The organism is Litorimonas sp. WD9-15 (genome assembly GCF_050271975.1).
GTDB lineage: Bacteria > Pseudomonadota > Alphaproteobacteria > Caulobacterales > Maricaulaceae > Litorimonas.
This window is the reverse complement of record NZ_CP189850.1, coordinates 1,725,603-1,743,976: the sequence shown is the minus strand read 5'-3', so window position 1 is coordinate 1,743,976 and position 18,374 is coordinate 1,725,603. Positions and strand designations below refer to the sequence as shown.

Below are 18,374 nucleotides of genomic sequence, written 5' to 3'. Positions count from 1 at the left end.
AGACCTTGGAGGGCTACACAATGACGAAACTTCTCAAAACCGCCGCGATCGCCGCACTTATCACGGGCTTTGCCAATACGGCTTTCGCCCTCACCCCGCATGACGGGTCGGCCGAGGCGCGTCAGATGGAAATGCAGCATGTTGGGTCTGCGGAAGAGCGTCAGGAGGTCTCCCTTCGTCAGGACAAACTGACCCGCGATGACCGCATTGCGGTGGCACGGTTAGACGGTGGGCGCTTCATCGCGACGCCACATGACGAGGAAGTCGATTGGACCTATCTGAACAAACGGGTCGACCTCGACATCGAAATCCTCAGCGCCGGGGCGCATTTTAAATATCTCCCCGAAATCGACTTTCAGGGCGCGCGGGATACGGACAATAAGATTGACGAAATCCGCCTCGCAGCCGCAAATGAAGGCTATTCCCACGTCATTCTCTACGGTCTCGATGCGGATGCATATTGGGCAAGCTTTGGCGGAAAAGCCCTATCTGAGACAGGTCTAACCTTTCATGAGAATTGTGGCAGTTGGGACAGCGCCGCCGCGAAAGCGCTCCTCGTCAACACGCATACGGGCGAAGTCCTCGGCGCGGCAAAAGCCGATGATGTGACTTACAATATCGGTCAACTCGCCGACGATATGGAGCGTGTGCTCACAACCCTAACATAGATCCGCCGGGCTAGCGCTGCGGCCTCTCCCCAAAAGAGGCGCGGCGTGGCGGGGGCAAGACAGGCGCGGGGCCCTCTCCACCCGCGCCTGTTTTCATAACTTATCCCCAGACTTATACTTACTCACATTAGGACTATAGTCCTAACACACAACATGCTATGACAATCCCGAAAGACTCAGACTAAGAGCATGTCATGGTATTTATCGCAGATAACGACACGGCGCCCGAAGCGCTCGACTCCACCCCACAAAGCCAAGAGGCCGAGGCCGCCCTGCTAGGCGTGCTGCTCTACGATAACGAAGCCTATCACAAGATTTCGCAGATCGTGCAGGCCAAGCATTTCTATAACCCCGTCCATGTCCGCATTTTCGACTCGATCGCGCGCCTGATTGAGACGGGCAAGCTTGCCGATGCGATCGTTCTCAAGAACCGTTTCTCTCAGGACGAGACGTTGGTCGATATTGGCGGTGTCGAATATCTCGCGTTACTCCTCGATAATGCGCCGCCCTCCGTCACGGCTCCTGAATATGCAAAACTCGTTTTCGATCTTGCCATGCGCCGCGAACTCATCCGCCTAGCCGACGATATCAAAGCCACCGCAACCAATCCGGATAGTGAAACGGACGCGCAGGCCCAGATTATTACGGCGGAAGGCCAACTCTATAATCTCGCCGAACTCGGCGGGACGCAGCAGGGTTTTGTCGATTTCGAGACCGCCCTCGTCGCCTCGATAGAGATGATGTCTGCAGCCTTTACGCGGGACGGTAATCTCTCCGGCATTTCCACGGGGCTAATCGATTTGGACCGACAGCTCGGTGGGTTGCATAAATCGGACCTCATCATCCTCGCGGGTCGTCCCTCCATGGGGAAAACCTCCCTCGCCACCAATATCGCCTTTCACGTCGCGAAACATTTCAAGAAAGAGAAAGACGAGAACGGCATTGAGAAAACGGTGGATGGCGGTGTTGTCGGGTTCTTCTCGCTGGAGATGAGTTCGGAACAGCTCGCCACACGTCTGCTCGCCGAACAATCTCGCGTGTCCTCTCACCATATACGTCGGGGCGACATCACGGCGGCGCAATATGAACATATTCGCGACGCGGCGGATGAGATCATCCGCATCCCGCTGCATATTGACGATACGGGCGGCCTCTCCATCGGGGCGCTCTCCGCACGGGCAAGGCGATTGAAACGCCAGCGCGGGCTCGATTGTATTGTGGTTGACTATCTTCAACTTCTGACAGGCGGCGCGGGCATGAGTTCCAGCACGAACCGCGTGCAGGAAGTCTCGATGATTACGCAGGGTCTGAAAGCTCTCGCCAAGGAGCTCGATGTCCCTGTCCTCGCCCTCGCACAGCTTTCGCGGCAGGTCGAACAGCGCGACGACAAGCGCCCACAACTCTCTGACCTACGCGAGTCCGGCTCTATCGAGCAGGACGCCGATGTCGTGATGTTCGTCTTCCGCGAAGAATATTACCTCTCCCGCACAGAACCGTCAGAGGACGACGTCGCCGCGCATGAAGAATGGCAGGCCAAGATGAGCAAACTGCACGGTAAAGCGGAAGTTATCATCGGCAAACAACGTCACGGTCCGATTGGAACAGTCGCGCTATCGTTTGAGCCGAGCCTGACGAAATTCGGAAATTGGGTCGAAGAAGACTATACAGGCGGCGGTGGCGGCGCGTTTTAGTTAAACTCTACTTCTTCTTCGCCGCCGCCTTCCGCGCAGGCTTTTTCGCCGCCTTCAAAGCCTCAATTTCGGCCAGCGCCGCGTCCAGTCTCGCCTTCAGCACGTCGAATTCCTCACGGCTGACCAAGTCCATATCTTGGACGAATTTCTCGGCCTGAGAGCGGCCCATAGCCTTTACTTCGTCGCCGACACCTTTGATGGCACCCACAGCATTGGTCATCAGGTTGGAGAGGTCATCGAGGGGTTTGTTTTTGCCTTGCATGATGTCTGTCGTCTTTCGCTTTGAATGTCGTTCCCTTTCGATGTAGGGACGCGGAGACTTCAATTCCAGTTGCCAAAAGAACATTTAGGGTTCTCAATGCTCATCTCTCTTATCACGGCTATCGATTTTCCGGGCTGGTTGTCCGAAAATGTGTTCACGATTGGCGGTTTTTCGCTGAAATGGTACGGGCTCGGTTATGTGGTCGGCCTGTTTGGCGCTTACCTTTACGCCGTTCGCATGACGAAGCGTCGCGATATCTGGATCGCGGGCGGCGCGACTCGCAAACCCGAAATCGTCCCGACGGAAAACATGCTGTCCGATCTCATGTTTTACTGCCTGATCGGGATTATTCTCGGCGGACGGCTAGGATATGTCGCTCTCTATTCGCCCGAAACATTTCTAACCCCGCTCGACGTGCTCAAAGTCTGGGAAGGTGGCATGAGTTTTCACGGCGGCTTCTTGGGCGTTGTTGCGGCCTGCGCTTTTGCGAGTTGGAAATTCAAGATCGACAAGTTCCGCATTGGCGACATGGCCTCTATCGGTGCGCCCATCGGATTGGGCCTCGTGCGCCTTGCCAATTTTGTCAATCAAGAGCTTTGGGGCCGCCCGACGGACCTGCCTTGGGCGATGCGGTTCCCGAAAGACCCCGATATGCTGCCCCGCCATCCCAGCCAGTTATATGAAGCCTTTCTGGAGGGTCTCGTGCTGTTTCTCATCCTTCGGTTCATGATGACGCGCTACAAGGCCCTGACAAAACCGGGCCTGATTTTTGGAGCTTTAATGTTCTTTTACGGCCTATTCCGCTTCTCCGTCGAATTCGTGCGCGAACCCGACGCCATTCCACAATTTGGCCTTCTAACGCGCGGCATGGCCTATAGCCTGCCCATGGTCCTCGCGGGCGCAGTGCTCATGCTCTGGGCGAACCGCCGCGCAGCTGTTTCACCGAAAAGACTCCCTGAAAAATCCGATGCCGAACCCGCTTGAGGAAAAGCTGAAAAACCGCATTCGCGAAGCCGGTCCGATGAGCGTGGCGGAATATATGTCCGTTTGTCTTCTGGATCCTGTTTACGGGTACTATCCCACGCGTGACCCGCTGGGCGCGGATGGCGATTTTATCACAGCGCCGGAAATTTCACAGATGTTCGGTGAGGTCCTTGGCCTCTGGTGCGTTCAGAGCTGGATCGATTTAGGCCGCCCCGACACATTGCATTTGGTCGAACTTGGCCCCGGGCGTGGGATCATGATGAGCGATATGCTTCGTGCCGCCGCCTTGGACCCCGCGTTTAAATCTGCCGTACAAGTCTGGCTGATAGAGGCGTCTGCCGCCTTGGAAGCCGTGCAAGGTCGAAGTCTGGCCAATACAAATGTGCCTGTGAATTGGGCCGCACGGTTAGAGGATGTGCCAGCGGGACCCGCGCTCATCATTGGGAATGAGTTTCTCGACTGCCTCCCTATCCAGCAACTGATCTGCAGCGATCCATTCGCCGGCAAGGATGGCTGGGTCGAGCGACGTGTAGGATTAGACGACGAAGACCGCCTCTGCTTCATCCGAATAGATGTTCCTGCGCCGACAATCCTGACGGACCGCCTGCCGGAAGGCGCGGCTGACGCCCGCAAAGACGATCTCTTGGAGACCTGCCCCGCCGTCGCGCAAATTGTCGACACGCTAACTCAAAGATTCAAAGACCACCCCGGACGTGCGCTGTTCATTGATTACGGACCGGACGAAACGGAATTTGGCGACACGCTGCAAGCCCTGAAACGGCATGAGAAAGTCGGCGTGTTCTCTGACCCGGGCAATACGGACCTGACCGCACGCGTTGATTTCGCGGCGCTGGGTGAAGCCGCTAAAGCCGCCGGATTAGAAACGACAGAAGCCATTCCGCAACGCGAATTCCTTTCGAAACTCGGCATTGAAATGCGCGCCGTCTCCCTGACGAAATCAAAGCCCGACGCGAAAGCCGTGATCGTTCGACAACTCCACCGCCTGATGGCGGATGATGAAATGGGCGAGTTGTTCAAGGCCATCTGCCTCTCCTCTCCCGACCTGCCGACACCTTTGGGACTACGCTAGTGACTCCTCCTTTTCTGACATCAGATGCGCTAACCGTTCCGCACGGATTTTTCGGTCGTAAAGGCGGCGTGTCGACAGGCACATATGAGAGCCTGAATGCTGGACTCCGCTCTGACGATGAACGCGAAAATGTGGAGGAAAACCGCAAACGTATCCGCGAGGCCCTGAACGCCGATTATATGGTTAGCCTCCATCAGGTGCATTCTGACCGTGTCGTCATCGCGACGGATGAGCCGGTCGGAGACATGGAAGCCGACGGTCTAGTGACCACTGTTCCGCGCCTTGCCATCACCGCGATGGGGGCTGATTGCGGGATGGTCCTGCTGTCTGATCCAAAAGCAGGCGTTGTCGGTGCGTGTCATGCGGGCTGGCGCGGAGCCTTGGGCGGGATTGTGGAAGCAACTGTCGCCACGATGTGCGAACTCGGCGCATCCCCTGCGGACATATCCGCGACGCTCGGTCCCTGTATCGGACCGGAAAAATACGAGGTCGGTGAAGAGTTTCGGTCTGAGTTTTTAGCAATGGACGAAGAATACGCGCGTTTCTTCCACACGCCGACAGACGCCAAGCCCCATTTCGACCTCCCGGCGTTCATCCTGTCACGATTGAACGTCATGGGCGTGCGCGGAAATTGGATTGGCGGCTGTACTTATGCACAGCCTGAGACCTATTTCTCTTACCGCCGCAACACACATCAAGGAATTGAGGGCTATGGCCGGAACTTATCCGCTATAATGCTGGCCTAGTGCATGGACTCTGACCTGTCCGCTCTGTAACGAACCTCAACACAGCGCGAAATTCGGGAACAGCGTCATGAAACTCATCAGCGGCACCGCCAATAACCCTTTGGCGAAAGGCATTGCCGATGTCCTCGACATCCCCCTGACCAGTGTCGACATTGAACGGTTCCGCGATCAGGAAATCTTCGCGCGTATCAATGAAAATGTTCGCGGCGAAGATATCTTCCTCGTGCAGCCCACCTCGGCCCCCGCCAATGACCATTTGATGGAATTACTCATTCTCATCGACGCGCTGATGCGGGCGTCGGCGCAGCGGATTACGGCGGTTGTCCCCTATTTCGGCTATGCCCGTCAGGACCGGAAGACGGGCGGACGGACGCCGATTTCTGCGAAACTCGTGGCGAACCTAATCGCCAAGGCGGGCGCAGACCGCGTTCTGACCGTTGACCTTCATGCCGGACAGATTCAGGGCTTCTTTGACATTCCGACAGACAATCTCTTCGGTCAGCCTGTTTTTGTTGATGATATTAAGGACCGCTTCACCCGCAAGGAACGCGATGAACTGCTCTTCGTCTCCCCCGATACGGGCGGTGTCGTACGGACGCGGTCTATCGCGAAAATGTTCAATGCCGATATCGCCATTGTCGATAAGCGACGTCCAAAAGCGGGCGAGAGCGAGGTCATGAATATTATCGGTGATGTCGCGGGCCGGACCTGCATTCTCTATGATGACATTATCGATTCGGGTGGGACACTGTGTAACGCGGCGAAAGCCCTGAAAGATCACGGCGCGAACTCTGTCTCTGCCTATATCACCCATGGCGTGCTGTCAGACCCGGCCGTTGAGCGCATTACGAAGTCAGAACTCCGTGAAGTCGTCATCACAGACACGATTTCCCAGCCTAAAGCGGTCAAGGATTGCGATAAGATCCGTGAATGTTCGACCGCGCGCCTCCTGGGCGAAGCCATCCGCCGTATTGCGAATGATGAAAGCGTCTCCAAACTGTTTGGTTAGCTGCAAATACCCTTGCACCTACCGCGCCTTTTCCTTATAGGGCGCAGCAACTATAGATTCAGCCCGTCCAAGGCCGCTTCAAAATATTTGAAGCGGTTCATTTTTTGGGGTCAGGGCAAACCGCAGGATTAGTCAAATGAGTGTTGTTCTCGACGTTGTTGTCCGTGATGAAACCGGAACCGGAAATGCCCGTGAAGCCCGCCGTAATGGTATGGTCCCAGGCGTGATTTATGGCGGCGACAAAGCCCCTGTCGCTGTTGGTGTGAAATATAACGAAGTTCTGAAAGCCATCAATTCCGGCCAGTTCCTCGCCAACATGATTGAGCTGACACATGACGGCAAACCCCAGAAAGTTCTGACAAAAGACGTTCAGTTCCACCCTGTCACAGACGCGCCGATGCATCTCGACTTTTACCGCGTGACGGAAAAAACAATCATCGACGTTGACGTCACGGCTGTTTTCGTCGGCGAAGAAGACTCACCGGGCATGAAGCGCGGCGGTGCCTTGAACGTTGTGCGCTACAATATCGAAGTCAAATGTCCTGCGGGTCAAATCCCGGACAGCATCGAAATCGATGTCTCCGGTCTCGACATTGGTGATGCAATCCATCTTTCTGACGTCAAACTGCCGGCCAATGTTAAGCCAGGCATCACAGACCGTGACGTGACGATCGCAACTGTCGTTGCGTCCCGCACATCCAAAACTGAGGATGAAGAGGGCGAAGACGGCGAAGTTGAAGCGGGTGACGTTCCTGCGACGGCACAAACCGAAGAAGGTTAGTCCTGTTCGATTGGCTCTTTTCTCGCAAAGATAGAGAGCCCGTTATGGAAATCTGGTGCGGTCTCGGCAACCCCGGGACCAAATATCTTGGAAATCGACATAATATCGGTTTTATGGCGCTCGACGCCATAGCCGACGATCATGGCTTCTCCCCCTGGAAGAGCCAGTTCAAAGGTCTCGTCAGTACAGGCGTGTTCAACGGGCGCAAAGTCCTCCTCCTAAAACCCTCAACATTTATGAATGAGAGTGGCCAAGCCGTGCAAGCGGCCCTGTCTTTCTACAAACTCGGCCTGACGGATCTGACAGTCTTTCACGACGAGCTGGATTTGGCGCTGGGCAAGATCCGCAATAAATTCGGCGGCGGTCTGGCCGGCCATAACGGGTTGCGCAGCATTAATAAACTCTGCGGCGGTCCGGATTTTCACCGCCTCCGTCTTGGTATAGATCACCCCGGACATAAAGACCGCGTGGCGAGTTATGTCCTCTCCGATTTCGCAAAGTCCGAAATTGATACGCGCGACGACATGCTGAACGGTATGAGCCGCTATGCCGACCTATTGGCCAAAGGCGAACGTGACCTCTTCCAAACCCGCGTTTCAGAATATATTGCCCGCTAATTCAGCGATATGAAACAAAACACGGCGCTTCGCGTTTCTTTGTTTAGCCTACAGCTTTGTAATCTCCCCGCACCCTGTTGCACGGGCGTTCATGTGATAGGCTCTATTACAGTCCAAAAGGTGGGTCTCAGATGAAAAAACTTCTTATTGGTACAGGTTCCGTCCTCGTTCTCGGCATTGTCGGTCTCATCGCCCTGCCCTCTCTCATCCCGTCCTCGGTCTATAAAGAGCGGATTGAGCAGCAACTCGAAAAAGAACTCGCGCGGGACGTGACAGTTTCCGGTGACATCAAACTGAGCGTCTTTCCCGTCATTAAAGCCAATGCCGGACGCGTCGAAATCGCGAATCCGGACGGATTCGCGACTGAAAATTTCGCCGCCATGGACGGAATGAGCGCACGCATCAAATTGTTGCCCTTGTTTTCGAAACGTGTCGAAATCGCGTCTTTCACCTTGAAAAACCCGCAGATCAATTTGGAGAAAAATGCCTTAGGTGACGTGAATTGGGCGTTTGGTGCGCCAGACGCGGATGCCACGCAGGAACCTGACGCCGGACCTTTTAAACGCGATGGGCGCTATAACGACCTCGATCCTTCCATCGGCAAATTCACGCTGGAAAACGGCGCGATCAATTATACGGATGCAACACAGGATGTGAGCCACGACCTGCGCGATGTGAACGTGGCCTTTTCCGTGCCGAGTCTTTCCGACCGTATCGCGATTGAAGGCGATCTCATTTATAATGATATGCCTGCGGAAGTGGACCTGTCCCTCGATAGCCCCCGCGCTTTCCTAAATGGCGAGGCAGCCCCGGTCACATTCGCCATGACGACAGATTTCGCGACCGTCGATACCAAGGGACGATTCTTACCCGGCGAAGATATCAGCTTCACGCTTGATGCAACAGGTGACGTCTCCGACATGGCAAAACTCATCAGCCTCGCGCCGGAACCCGTTCCTTATGCGGAGCTCGTCTCAACCGCCAAATTTGGCGGAACTTATAGTTATGACGGCCAGACGCTCTCCGCCAAAGGCGCAGATATCAGCGCCAAAGGCCCAAGCTTTGAAGCCGACTTCAAAGGCGACGCGACCCTCTCAGAGACGCCTATTCTCAACGGAAATCTGAACCTGAATGCGACCGATGTCAAAACACTCGCCGCCGCGTTGGAGCAAGACATCCAAGGACTAGAGCTCATCAAAACCGCCACAGTCACGGCCAATTTTACCGCACAGGGCCAAGGTTTTTCGGCCGATAATATCAAAGCCAATCTGCGCGGCGACAACCTAACGGCAGACTATGCGGGATCGGCTCTCGTCGAAGACGGCGTCCCAACAGCAACAGGTAATTTTACAGTCGACATCCCGTCTGTCGCGACCGCCAATCAGGTCGCGGGTTTGAATATTGAAGCTGCGAACGCCGTCGGAAGCCTGAAAGCGTCCGGCGCCGTCAGTTTCATCAATGACGTTCTCTCCCTCTCGAACTTGGATGCTGAAACATCGGGCGACGTCATCAATGGTACCTATAAAGGCTCTGCCACGCTCGGCGAAACACCCGCCTATAAGGGTCAATTCACGGGCAATTTGGCGTCCCTCACGCAATTCTCGACCCTGTCCGGGATAGAGGTGCCTTATGCGGATGCGATCGGCGCGATCAACGTAACGGGCGCGGTCTCCGGTGAAGGTCAAGCTTTATCACTGACAGATATTGAGGCCGCTCTGACAGACGGTCAAATCAATGGGCGTTACACAGGAACAGCCGGATTGAATGAAGGCCTTACGCTGGACGGAAACTTGGAAGCCGCCATTCCATCCTTACGCGCGCTCGCCGCGACGACAGGGAATAACAGTCTGCCGCCCAGTACAGAGGTCGGCGATATTTACGAGAATTTCGCAGTGTCCGGAAAAGTGACAGGCACACCTGCGGCGATAAATTTCAATTCCGCCAATCTCACTTTTGACGACATTAAAGGCACAGGCGATTTCAATATCGACCTGGCCAAGTCAAAGCCCTTTGTGACAGGCGTTTTGAATATGCAAGGTTTGGACCTGCGTCCTTACATGGCGGCCATGTCCGCGCAAAACCCGACGGGTGAAATCCAGCCTTGGAGCACTGAACCCATCAACGCTGATGCCTTAAATACACTCAATGGCGATTTTAGATTCAATACACCCAATATCATCACGGACCGTTTATCACTTGATCAATCTACGATCTCGGCCAAATTGAACGAGGGTGTGTTGATTGCAGATATGCCGGACCTCATTCTCTATGGCGGCAAGGGGCGTTTGGACGCCACCTTCGATGCATCAGCCGCGGTGCCAAGCTTCACGGTCGATATGAATTTGGACACGTTAAACACAAACAAATTCCTAAGTGCCGTGGCAGGATTTACGAAAGCCTCAGGCGAAAGCGGAACGCAATTTTCTCTCTCAGGACGCGGAAACAGCCAAGCCGCCATAATGAAATCCTTGTCCGGTAATGGAGACTTCAAACTCATTGACGGAGAACTGTCAGGGGTAGATCTGAGCGAGCTTCTGACAGGGTTGGATCAAGCCTTTACCTCGCGGTCTCTGCCGGGCGGAATTGGGGAGAGTTATGTTACGAAATTCCAAGACATTATCGGTCAGGTCAAAATCGAAAATGGCGTGGCCTCTATTGATCAATTTGCCCTCAACGGTTTCGGAGTCTTGGCCGAAGGCGCAGGTCAAATTGATCTTGGCAATCAAAGCGTCGATTTCAGCCTCCGCCCGCGCCTCACGGGTGAAAGTGCGAGCAATCTGGCGGCGTTCGGTATCCCCATTCAAGTCAAAGGCAATTTCGGCGAAGCTTCCGTCGGGTTAGACACTGACCTGCTCGGAAAAATCGTTGCGGATCGTGCCAAAGCAAAAGCCGCAGATGCCTTGAAAGACCGCGTTGGAGGACCGTTGGGAGGTGTTCTAGGGGGTGTCTTAGGCGGAGAAACCACATCGGAAGGGTCGACCGAAGATACGGCGAAGACTATTCTTGGTGGGTTATTGGGGTCTCAGAAAAAAGAGGCTGAGCCCACAGAATCTGAGCCTTCTGAAACGCAACCGGAAGGGGTTGAGAAAAAGGAAGAGCCGAAACTGGAAGACGCGATTTTGGACTTATTCGGGAAGAAGAAAAAGAAAGAGTGAAGTCGGCTTTACTCTAAAGCACGGCCCAATCTCCGCTCTTCCCACCTTGCTTTTCCAACACCCGTATACCGCCGATTTCCATCGTCTTATCCGCCGCTTTCAACATGTCGTATATCGTCAGGCAGGCGACGGAGACCGCCGTCAGGGCTTCCATCTCAACACCGGTCTTTCCATCTGTAGACACCTCGCCGCTCACACGCAGCCCGGGTAAATCAGTCTCCAACGCAATCCGCACTTTCACCTTTGACAAGGGTAGAGGATGGCAGAGCGGGATGAGATCAGACGTTCGCTTGGCCCCCATAATTCCGGCCAGTTCGGAAATCGTCTCAACATTCCCTTTTGGGTTCGCACCGGATCGGACGAGTTCAAAAGTCTCGGACGTCATGCGAACAAAGCCTTCCGCGACTGCATGGCGGGATGTTACCGCTTTCCCGGAAATATCGACCATGGCCGCGCGGCCCTGTTCATCCAAATGTGTGAGCTTTGTCATTCTGAAAGCCTTGGAAGAAGATCAACGAGACTGCAAGGGCGGTAGCGACTGTCCAAAAGACCGGAAATAATATGATCCCAGCCGTCTTTCACCGCCCCTGTCGAGCCGGGTAAGCAGAAGACAAACGTCTCATCAATCAAACCCGCACAGGCGCGGGATTGTAGTGTCGAGAGGCCTACAGATTTGAAACTAAGCTGATGAAATAAGACAGGAAAACCATCAATGACTTTATCAAATAATGGCGTCACAGCCTCCACAGTGACGTCGCGCCCCGTCAGCCCCGTCCCACCCGTCGTGATGATCGCATGCATGTCAGGATCAATTGACCAGGCACGAATAGACGTTGAAATGGCATCCACATCATCTTTTACAATACCCCGTGCTGCGAGCACATGTCCTGCGCTCTCCACGCGGGCGGCTAGCGTATCGCCGCTACGATCATCCTCACGCGTCCGCGTGTCAGAGATCGTCAGAACCGCGATATTGAGCGGACGAAAGATGAGGTCTTCATCAATCCCGGGCATTAGGACCACCGCGCGAGATCTGCGGCATCCTGCGCCCGCGGTTCAATCCACTGCTTCTTACCGGCCTTCATTTCTGATTTCCAAAAGGGCGCATCGGATTTCAGGCGATCCATGAGGTAGTCGCAAGCCTCAAAGGCCGCCCGACGATGGGCGCTAGCGGTCGCGACAAAGACGATGGGTTCGCCCGGCTTCATTCGTCCGACACGATGGATAATATGCACCGCCGTCACGTCCCAACGTGATTTAGCAGCTTCGACAAAACTCTTAATATGACGCTCGGTAAAACCGGGATAGTGAGAAAGAGTCAGGTTTTCCGTCGCCCCATCATCACGGACAACCCCCGTAAAACTTGTAAGCGCACCGACGCACGCATTCGCTTTACGAAAAGCCGCTAATTCCGCCTCGGGATCAAATGCAGTCTCAGTAATTCGGATCATGCGTCATCCGCCTGACAATGCCGACATATAGGCGATTTCGTCGCTATTTCCGACGGCCATCTCATTCATCGAGACAAGCATATTCACGGAGATTCGCGTATCCGGCAGCGCTGCGATTTGGCCAAATCCTTCGATTTTCTCTGACAGGAATGCCGTCAGTGACGCTTTGTCCGTCACGTTTTCCGGCAGGTCGATTTCTAGCCTGTCGCGCAAGTCAGAAAACCGTCCAAAGAAGAGAATAACCGCCATCGCCTAACCGCCCGTCATCGACATATGCCGCGCCACAGCCGGGGCTTGGCCGGGCGCATCGATGTGAAAATCATGGGCTTCGGGCTTACGCCCTATGGCTTCATCCAGCGCGGCGTTTAGATCACCACCACCGCGAATAACGGCACGCAGATCGGCATCCTCAGTCTGTCCCAAACAGAGGAACAGCTTCCCCGTGCACGTCAGCCGCACCCGATTACACGCGCCGCAGAATTTATGCGAGAGCGGCGTGATAAACCCAAGCCGTCCACCCGTTTCCGCAACACGCCAATACTCCGCAGGACCGCCCGTGCGGTGATCGTCACGGGTCAATGTCCAGTCGCGTTCCAAATTCGCGTGGACTTCCGTGAGAGGCAGATATTGGTCAAAGCGATCTGCCTCAATCTCGCCCATTGGCATGGCCTCAATCAAGGTGACATCAATATCTCGCTTATGCGCCCATGCGATCAGGGTCGGAATTTCCTTCGCATTATCCTGCCGCAACGCAACGCAGTTCAGCTTGATTTTAAGACCTTCCGATTGCGCGGCCGCAATACCTTCCAATACACGCGCCACACGACCGCCGCGAGTCAGTCTTGCGAATGTCTCGGGGTCCAGCGTGTCCAGAGACACATTAATCCGCCGCACGCCAATCTTCGCGAGTTGCGCCGCATGTTTCGTCAGTTGCGTTCCATTTGTGGTCAGGGTCAAATCATCCAACCCTTGCCCCAAATGGCGGGAAATGCGGGTCATGATCTCCGTCACATTCCGACGCACGAGAGGTTCCCCGCCCGTTATCCGGATTTTGCGGACACCCCGCGCGATAAAGGCGCTCGCGACGTGATCCAATTCTTCCGCATCCAACAGGTCGGATTTCGGCAGGAATGTCATTTTCTCGGACATACAATAGGTGCAACGCAGATCACACCGATCCGTCACAGATAAACGCAAATAAGAAATCGTCCGCCCATAGGGATCAACCAGCGGCGCGCCCGTCGGCGCAATATTCGGCGCTTGCAGCAGCGTCGTCGCGGTCATGTGGAACGGCTTTTCATAATGGCCGCCACCCTAATCAAATCCTGCGGCATGTCCACGTCCTGCGCGGAGTCTGCATCCAACGGAAATGTCGCAGGGTTGAGTTGGTCAAAAATCGCGCGTGCGCCGGAAGATGAATCTTGCGCGAGGATTTGTTCTAAAGCGGACCCATCAAAAATCGCAGGTGGAAGGCGGCGCCCGTCGCAAAGGCTGACCAGAGCGGTTTCATTCTCTGACGCTTCGATCATGGCCTCAAGATAGGTAGCGCCGATCAAGGGCATATCCCCAAGGACGACCATCACACGAGACCACCCCGCATCGAGGCAAGCTCTGACACCTAATCGAAGAGCGTGCCCCTGTCCCGCTTCGGGGTTTTTATTTATGACCGTTCTTGTACCAAAAGCAGATAAGGTTTGGGAGACAATGAAGACCTCTCTAAAACCGACGGACCGAACTGTTTCCAGCATATGGGACAGAAGCGGTCGCCCGCATAAATCCGCTTGCAATTTATCCACTGCTCCAAAGCGCTCCGACATCCCACTCGCCAATATCAGGCAAACCATATTGACTGCGCTCACAACATGCCCTCTGACTGTGCAACTTGCAGAACTTCCGCCAGGATGGACACGGCCAGCAGGTTTGCATCCCGCATAGCGGGGAGCAGTCCGATGGGCCCTCTGATGGCCTCTATCAATTCACCAGAGACGCCCAACGCGGCCAGTCGGTCGCAACGCAACGCATGGGTTCGCACACTACCCATCGCACCGACAAAGAAGGCAGTGCCTTCGACCGCCTGTTTCAAAATCTCTGGCTCCCAATCGTGATCATGGAACAACAAGATGACGGCTGTTCTCGCGTCATCGTCAATCTCGGGCACATTGGAAGGATCGACTAATGGCATGTAATCGCCGTCAAATTCATCAGGCGATTGAATAACGACGTCTAAACCGGATATCGTCGCAAGCCGATAAAGAGACATCAGCGCGTCGCCCCGACCGGCTATACGAAAACGAATTTTTGGCTTTAAAACTGTCTGAAAATTGTCGTTCAAAATGAATGTAAAAGACTCGCGTCGGTTCAACGCTGAAACCGCATGCGATATTAAATCCTGATCCGGATTCGACCAAATATGGACTTCAATTCGTCCGCCACATGGCAACACAATATCGCGAAACGGCGACCCTTCGCCATAGACGAAACGGCCCGCATCACCGCGCCGCGCGCGCATGATGATATCCGCATCCACACAGCCATTGGAGATATAGCCTGCGACCCTCCCCGCGCTTACCGCCATCATCGCACCAGCAGAGCGCATGGCCCCGCCCGTCACAGAAGTCACGATGACAAGGCTGGCATCTGGCTGATCTTCGCAGAAACGCAAGACATCATGGGGATGATCGAATGTTGTGTTCACAGAGGTCAGTTTATCGACACGGGGTCGCAAGGCAATCCTTTCCGCCAGCCTATCGGACGGGTAAGACAACATCATGATTTCAGTTGAACAGGCTTTGAGTATTTTACGAAAACACGCGCCGCAGCGTGGTTCCGAGAATGTCAATTTGGGTGAAGCGTATCATCGTATCCTGGCTTTAGACATCGTCGCACAACAAGATATGCCCCGCTTTCCAGCCTCAAATATGGACGGCTATGCCATTCGAGACGGCGGCAAAGGAGAGGTTCTCAGTGTCATTGGCGAGTCAGCGGCAGGGCATGGTTTCACTGGAAGATTGGAAACCGGACAAGCGGTTCGCATCTTCACAGGAGCGGTCATACCGGAAGGCGCAGACCGGGTTGTTCTGCAGGAAAATGTTACGCCAACCGGTGAGAGCATCCGCCTCAAACGGGCCGTAAAACCGGGGACACATATTCGCACGGTTGGATCAGATTTTCGCAGCGGAGAAATATTGCTGGCGGCCGGGCGCTGTCTTTCCGCAGGCGATCTCGCCCTAGCAGCGGCGTCCGGCTGTGAACATTTAAGCGTCAGAACAAACCCCCGTATCGCAATTTTGGAAACCGGGGACGAGTTGCAACGCCCTGGTGAAAATTTAAAAAATGGAGGTGTTACAGCGGCGAACGGTTTTGCCTTGGCGGCACAATTAGAAGCTTGGGGCGCGCAAATAGAGCTGCAACAGATCAAACCAGACCGCAAAACTGATATTGATAGTTTCATTGAAGACACAAAGACTTGCGACATCATCGTGACAATCGGCGGAGCCTCCGTTGGAGATTTCGATATATCAGGTCAGACATTTCTGGAAGCTGGTTTCGAGATGAAATTTGAGAGCGTGGCCGTAAAACCCGGAAAGCCGTGCTGGTTCGCAACACGCGGCAAGCAAGTCGTGCTCGGCCTGCCAGGAAATCCGGCTTCTGCTTTTGTTTGCGCGCATTTATTTCTGAAACCGCTTTTGGGTTTGGAGAATAAATACATTGCCGTCTCGCTCTGCGAAAAAGTTGAGGAAAACGGACCGCGTGAAACCTATTTGCGGGCGCTGTTAAGTGTAAAAGATGCACAGATCTTCGCGACACCGCTCATTCATCAGGAGAGCTACCGCCTCCGTCCGCAATCCGACGCAGACGCCCTTATCAAGGTTCCACCAATGGGCGGGCCCTATAAAGCAGGCGATACAATAGACGTCTTGCCCATATCGGATGGACCTGCATTTTGGTGAAGATTGGCCTTCTCGCGCTCGCCTTTGGACTGACGGCCCTGCTCTATGCAAGTGTGGGGTTTGGTGGCGGGTCTACCTATACGGCACTCTTAATAGCGACAGGAACGGATTACCGCCTCGTCCCTCTCATCGCACTCGCCTGCAATATCGTAGTCGTATCTGGAAACTCTCTGCGATACGGACGGGCGGGGCTGATCCCGTGGCGCAAGCTCGCCCCCCTCATTGCATTGTCTATTCCGGCGGCGTGGTTCGGTGGACGGCTAAATCTCTCAGAAGCCGTGTTCATCGGATTGCTCTGGGTGGCCCTCACAATTGCGGGCTGGCGACTTCTTGTTGCAAAACCAGATCAAGCCCCAGAATATATGCAGGAAACACCTCTCTGGATGGGAGCGGCTCTAGGCGCAGCCATTGGGTTTTATTCCGGCCTTGTGGGGATTGGCGGCGGCATCTTTCTTGCGCCCCTATTACACGTGTTAAAATGGGGCCGGACAAAAGTCATCGCCGCAAGTTGCAGCGTTTTCATCCTCGTCAATTCCGTCGCGGGATTGGCAGGACAGTGGACGAAGCTGGCCGATACAGAACGACTATCAGACGCCCTCGTCTTCTGGCCGTTGCTGCCAGCCGTGATGATTGGCGGATGGATTGGTAATTATGTCGGTGTCTTCAGACTTTCACCCATTGTCGTCAAAAAGCTGACCGGAGGATTGATTTTGATAGTTGCGGTAAGATTAGCATGGCGCTGGTTCAGCCTTGTAACTTAATCGAATGTATAGCCAAAGACTTCAATATCTGTGGCGAACGCTCTCGCAATAATCGCTTGGGTCTGAGCGTCATAATAAGGCCTGTAATCACGTTGCCGGCCAGACGGTTTTAGATGCGGTATGTCGGAAACTGATATGTCTAAAATTTCAGAAAGCCGCCCTATATCCTTGTGCAGCGTTTCAAACCGTCCGATAAAGTCTACATCGGGATGAACGGGCTTTTCCGAATTGCTCTGCAACCAATCGGTCTGCTGGCGGAACATTTTTGGCTTGTCGTAATAGGGCGGTTCGCGACGGTCAAAACAGGCCTTTACCCACTCTTTGAACGGAATGGGAGCGTCGCCCAAGCCCGTCTGGTTTGTCTTTATCCGCCAATGATAATGCGACACGACACGGTCCCAAGGGTTGCGGACGAAAGAGAAAATAAAGGCTTCATCAAAGCCGTCTTCCCCTAGCTCGGCGACCAAATCAGACGCATCCACATGGCGGAATTTTAGCCCCAGCGCCTTCCCGACTGTCGTGCCGCCCGTCTTATTAATATGAATTTGGTGAATCGCCCGCACGTCTACGCCTCTCATCTGCGGCTTGACTGCCGCGCTATCAGCACTATCCACAGCCCATGCAAAAACGCCAGAAAGTTTTCGGGATTGGGTTTCATAAGACTGGGACGAAGTCCCTACGCAAGGCCCTCGAAATTCTCGGCTATTCCGTTTGCGGGCCCGTCGGGGCGCGTAATCATGATATTGCGAGAGACGCAATCGAGATTGCACTGGACCATGCGGCGCGATTTGATGCCGTGCAGGACAACCCGTTCCCGCCGCTTTTCCGAGAATTGGACGCCGCCTTCCCCGGCAGTAAATTCATCCTCACAACGGAAGACCCGGACATCTGGACCGCCCGCGCCGTTCGTTATTTTGGCGAACAGACGACACCTATGCGCGAGTGGATCTACGGAGAAGGCTCACCCGTGGGGTATGAGGACATTTATCGCACACGGTTTGAAAGACACACCGCTGATGTTCTCAAACATTTCGCCAATCGTCCGGAAGACCTTCTCGTCTGGGCATTGACGACCGAGCCCGGATGGTCGCCGCTTTGCAAATTTCTCGACCTCGATATCCCTGCCAAAATTCCCTTCCCGCATGAAAACCGAGGGCAATCGCAAGCCTGATAAACGATACCTATAGACAGCCGCCATAGGTCGACCTA

At 54.5% G+C, this 18,374-nt stretch carries 21 protein-coding genes; 12 read left to right on the top strand and 9 right to left on the bottom strand.

What is annotated here, in order from left to right; genetic code table 11:
* Positions 1–20 precede the first annotated feature (20 nt).
* Together ACP9M6_RS08130 and ACP9M6_RS08125 are read left to right on the top strand one after the other, a co-directional pair.
* Entirely contained in the window at positions 21–668 is a 648-nt protein-coding gene (locus ACP9M6_RS08130; protein WP_427450091.1) for a hypothetical protein, read from the top strand.
* Between the two features lie 194 nt (positions 669–862).
* Positions 863–2,359: a replicative DNA helicase gene (locus ACP9M6_RS08125; protein ID WP_427450090.1), complete on the top strand. Its 1,497-nt coding sequence runs from the start codon at positions 863–865 to the stop codon at positions 2,357–2,359.
* A 7-nt stretch (positions 2,360–2,366) separates the two neighbouring features.
* Here ACP9M6_RS08125 and ACP9M6_RS08120 read toward each other — a convergent pair whose 3' ends face one another.
* The gene (locus tag ACP9M6_RS08120; protein ID WP_427450089.1) at positions 2,367–2,621 is read right to left on the bottom strand and encodes an accessory factor UbiK family protein; all 255 of its coding nucleotides are present in this window, start codon (positions 2,619–2,621) and stop codon (positions 2,367–2,369) included.
* Positions 2,622–2,717: 96 nt separating this feature from the next.
* Here ACP9M6_RS08120 and lgt point away from each other — a divergent pair, with 96 nt between their 5' ends.
* From lgt to ACP9M6_RS08085, 7 genes are all read left to right on the top strand, one after another.
* The gene (gene lgt, locus ACP9M6_RS08115) at positions 2,718–3,605 is read left to right on the top strand and encodes a prolipoprotein diacylglyceryl transferase (protein WP_427450087.1); all 888 of its coding nucleotides are present in this window, start codon (positions 2,718–2,720) and stop codon (positions 3,603–3,605) included.
* Complete coding sequence (locus ACP9M6_RS08110) at positions 3,589–4,695, top strand: class I SAM-dependent methyltransferase (RefSeq protein ID WP_427450086.1); 1,107 nt, start codon at positions 3,589–3,591, stop codon at positions 4,693–4,695. The genes lgt and ACP9M6_RS08110 overlap by 17 nt, the downstream gene beginning before the upstream one ends.
* Positions 4,695–5,441 (top strand): peptidoglycan editing factor PgeF, encoded by a 747-nt coding sequence (gene pgeF / locus ACP9M6_RS08105; RefSeq protein WP_427450085.1) that lies wholly within the window; start codon positions 4,695–4,697, stop codon positions 5,439–5,441. The genes ACP9M6_RS08110 and pgeF overlap by 1 nt, the downstream gene beginning before the upstream one ends.
* Before the next feature lie 67 nt (positions 5,442–5,508).
* On the top strand, positions 5,509–6,450 hold the full coding sequence (locus ACP9M6_RS08100; protein ID WP_427450084.1) for a ribose-phosphate pyrophosphokinase: 942 nt from the start codon (positions 5,509–5,511) through the stop codon (positions 6,448–6,450).
* A gap of 136 nt (positions 6,451–6,586) precedes the next feature.
* Positions 6,587–7,231, top strand: coding sequence for a 50S ribosomal protein L25/general stress protein Ctc (locus ACP9M6_RS08095; RefSeq protein WP_427450082.1), 645 nt, complete (start codon positions 6,587–6,589; stop codon positions 7,229–7,231).
* A 44-nt stretch (positions 7,232–7,275) separates the two neighbouring features.
* Positions 7,276–7,848 (top strand): aminoacyl-tRNA hydrolase, encoded by a 573-nt coding sequence (gene pth, locus ACP9M6_RS08090; protein ID WP_427450080.1) that lies wholly within the window; start codon positions 7,276–7,278, stop codon positions 7,846–7,848.
* Positions 7,849–7,979: 131 nt separating this feature from the next.
* A complete protein-coding gene (locus tag ACP9M6_RS08085; RefSeq protein WP_427450078.1) occupies positions 7,980–11,003 on the top strand; it encodes an AsmA family protein in 3,024 nt (1,007 codons plus the stop codon).
* Between the two features lie 13 nt (positions 11,004–11,016).
* On the opposite strand, the gene moaC is transcribed toward ACP9M6_RS08085, so the two are convergent.
* From moaC to ACP9M6_RS08050, 7 genes are read right to left on the bottom strand one after another with little or no spacing between them, the layout of a single operon-like run.
* A complete protein-coding gene (gene moaC / locus ACP9M6_RS08080) occupies positions 11,017–11,493 on the bottom strand; it encodes a cyclic pyranopterin monophosphate synthase MoaC (protein ID WP_427450077.1) in 477 nt (158 codons plus the stop codon).
* On the bottom strand, positions 11,490–12,017 hold the full coding sequence (moaB, locus tag ACP9M6_RS08075) for a molybdenum cofactor biosynthesis protein B (protein WP_427450076.1): 528 nt from the start codon (positions 12,015–12,017) through the stop codon (positions 11,490–11,492). The genes moaC and moaB overlap by 4 nt, the downstream gene beginning before the upstream one ends.
* Entirely contained in the window at positions 12,017–12,454 is a 438-nt protein-coding gene (locus tag ACP9M6_RS08070) for a molybdenum cofactor biosynthesis protein MoaE (RefSeq protein WP_427450074.1), read from the bottom strand. The genes moaB and ACP9M6_RS08070 overlap by 1 nt, the downstream gene beginning before the upstream one ends.
* 3 nt (positions 12,455–12,457) lie before the next feature.
* A complete protein-coding gene (locus ACP9M6_RS08065; protein WP_427450072.1) occupies positions 12,458–12,703 on the bottom strand; it encodes a hypothetical protein in 246 nt (81 codons plus the stop codon).
* Positions 12,704–12,706: 3 nt separating this feature from the next.
* On the bottom strand, positions 12,707–13,738 hold the full coding sequence (moaA, locus tag ACP9M6_RS08060) for a GTP 3',8-cyclase MoaA (protein WP_427450070.1): 1,032 nt from the start codon (positions 13,736–13,738) through the stop codon (positions 12,707–12,709).
* Positions 13,735–14,271: a nucleotidyltransferase family protein gene (locus ACP9M6_RS08055; protein ID WP_427450068.1), complete on the bottom strand. Its 537-nt coding sequence runs from the start codon at positions 14,269–14,271 to the stop codon at positions 13,735–13,737. Before ACP9M6_RS08055 ends, moaA begins: the two co-directional genes overlap by 4 nt.
* 38 nt (positions 14,272–14,309) lie before the next feature.
* Complete coding sequence (locus ACP9M6_RS08050; protein ID WP_427450066.1) at positions 14,310–15,224, bottom strand: XdhC family protein; 915 nt, start codon at positions 15,222–15,224, stop codon at positions 14,310–14,312.
* Between ACP9M6_RS08050 and ACP9M6_RS08045 the strand changes: the two genes are divergently transcribed.
* Positions 15,223–16,404 carry a molybdopterin molybdotransferase MoeA gene (locus ACP9M6_RS08045; RefSeq protein ID WP_427450064.1) on the top strand — a complete coding sequence of 394 codons (1,182 nt, stop codon included), beginning with the start codon at positions 15,223–15,225 and terminating at the stop codon, positions 16,402–16,404. The genes ACP9M6_RS08050 and ACP9M6_RS08045 overlap by 2 nt on opposite strands.
* Positions 16,401–17,165, top strand: coding sequence for a sulfite exporter TauE/SafE family protein (locus ACP9M6_RS08040; RefSeq protein WP_427454768.1), 765 nt, complete (start codon positions 16,401–16,403; stop codon positions 17,163–17,165). Before ACP9M6_RS08045 ends, ACP9M6_RS08040 begins: the two co-directional genes overlap by 4 nt.
* On the opposite strand, the gene ACP9M6_RS08035 is transcribed toward ACP9M6_RS08040, so the two are convergent.
* Entirely contained in the window at positions 17,162–17,728 is a 567-nt protein-coding gene (locus tag ACP9M6_RS08035) for a sulfotransferase family 2 domain-containing protein (RefSeq protein WP_427450062.1), read from the bottom strand. The two genes, ACP9M6_RS08040 and ACP9M6_RS08035, sit on opposite strands and share 4 nt — an antisense overlap.
* 56 nt (positions 17,729–17,784) lie before the next feature.
* On the opposite strand from ACP9M6_RS08035, the gene ACP9M6_RS08030 reads away from it, so the two are divergent.
* Positions 17,785–18,336 carry a sulfotransferase family protein gene (locus ACP9M6_RS08030; RefSeq protein WP_427450060.1) on the top strand — a complete coding sequence of 184 codons (552 nt, stop codon included), beginning with the start codon at positions 17,785–17,787 and terminating at the stop codon, positions 18,334–18,336.
* Positions 18,337–18,374 lie beyond the last annotated feature (38 nt).

Coding starts and splice junctions, on each gene's coding strand:
- ACP9M6_RS08130 (WP_427450091.1), top strand. CDS start 21: ATGACGAAACTTCTCAAAACCGCCGCGATCGCCGCACTTATCACGGGC.
- ACP9M6_RS08125 (WP_427450090.1), top strand. CDS start 863: ATGGTATTTATCGCAGATAACGACACGGCGCCCGAAGCGCTCGACTCC.
- ACP9M6_RS08120 (WP_427450089.1), bottom strand. CDS start 2,621: ATGCAAGGCAAAAACAAACCCCTCGATGACCTCTCCAACCTGATGACC.
- lgt (WP_427450087.1), top strand. CDS start 2,718: ATGCTCATCTCTCTTATCACGGCTATCGATTTTCCGGGCTGGTTGTCC.
- ACP9M6_RS08110 (WP_427450086.1), top strand. CDS start 3,589: ATGCCGAACCCGCTTGAGGAAAAGCTGAAAAACCGCATTCGCGAAGCC.
- ACP9M6_RS08100 (WP_427450084.1), top strand. CDS start 5,509: ATGAAACTCATCAGCGGCACCGCCAATAACCCTTTGGCGAAAGGCATT.
- ACP9M6_RS08095 (WP_427450082.1), top strand. CDS start 6,587: ATGAGTGTTGTTCTCGACGTTGTTGTCCGTGATGAAACCGGAACCGGA.
- pth (WP_427450080.1), top strand. CDS start 7,276: ATGGAAATCTGGTGCGGTCTCGGCAACCCCGGGACCAAATATCTTGGA.
- ACP9M6_RS08085 (WP_427450078.1), top strand. CDS start 7,980: ATGAAAAAACTTCTTATTGGTACAGGTTCCGTCCTCGTTCTCGGCATT.
- moaC (WP_427450077.1), bottom strand. CDS start 11,493: ATGACAAAGCTCACACATTTGGATGAACAGGGCCGCGCGGCCATGGTC.
- moaB (WP_427450076.1), bottom strand. CDS start 12,017: ATGCCCGGGATTGATGAAGACCTCATCTTTCGTCCGCTCAATATCGCG.
- ACP9M6_RS08070 (WP_427450074.1), bottom strand. CDS start 12,454: ATGATCCGAATTACTGAGACTGCATTTGATCCCGAGGCGGAATTAGCG.
- ACP9M6_RS08065 (WP_427450072.1), bottom strand. CDS start 12,703: ATGGCGGTTATTCTCTTCTTTGGACGGTTTTCTGACTTGCGCGACAGG.
- moaA (WP_427450070.1), bottom strand. CDS start 13,738: ATGACCGCGACGACGCTGCTGCAAGCGCCGAATATTGCGCCGACGGGC.
- ACP9M6_RS08055 (WP_427450068.1), bottom strand. CDS start 14,271: ATGTCGGAGCGCTTTGGAGCAGTGGATAAATTGCAAGCGGATTTATGC.
- ACP9M6_RS08045 (WP_427450064.1), top strand. CDS start 15,223: ATGATTTCAGTTGAACAGGCTTTGAGTATTTTACGAAAACACGCGCCG.
- ACP9M6_RS08050 (WP_427450066.1), bottom strand. CDS start 15,224: ATGATGTTGTCTTACCCGTCCGATAGGCTGGCGGAAAGGATTGCCTTG.
- ACP9M6_RS08030 (WP_427450060.1), top strand. CDS start 17,785: ATGCAAAAACGCCAGAAAGTTTTCGGGATTGGGTTTCATAAGACTGGG.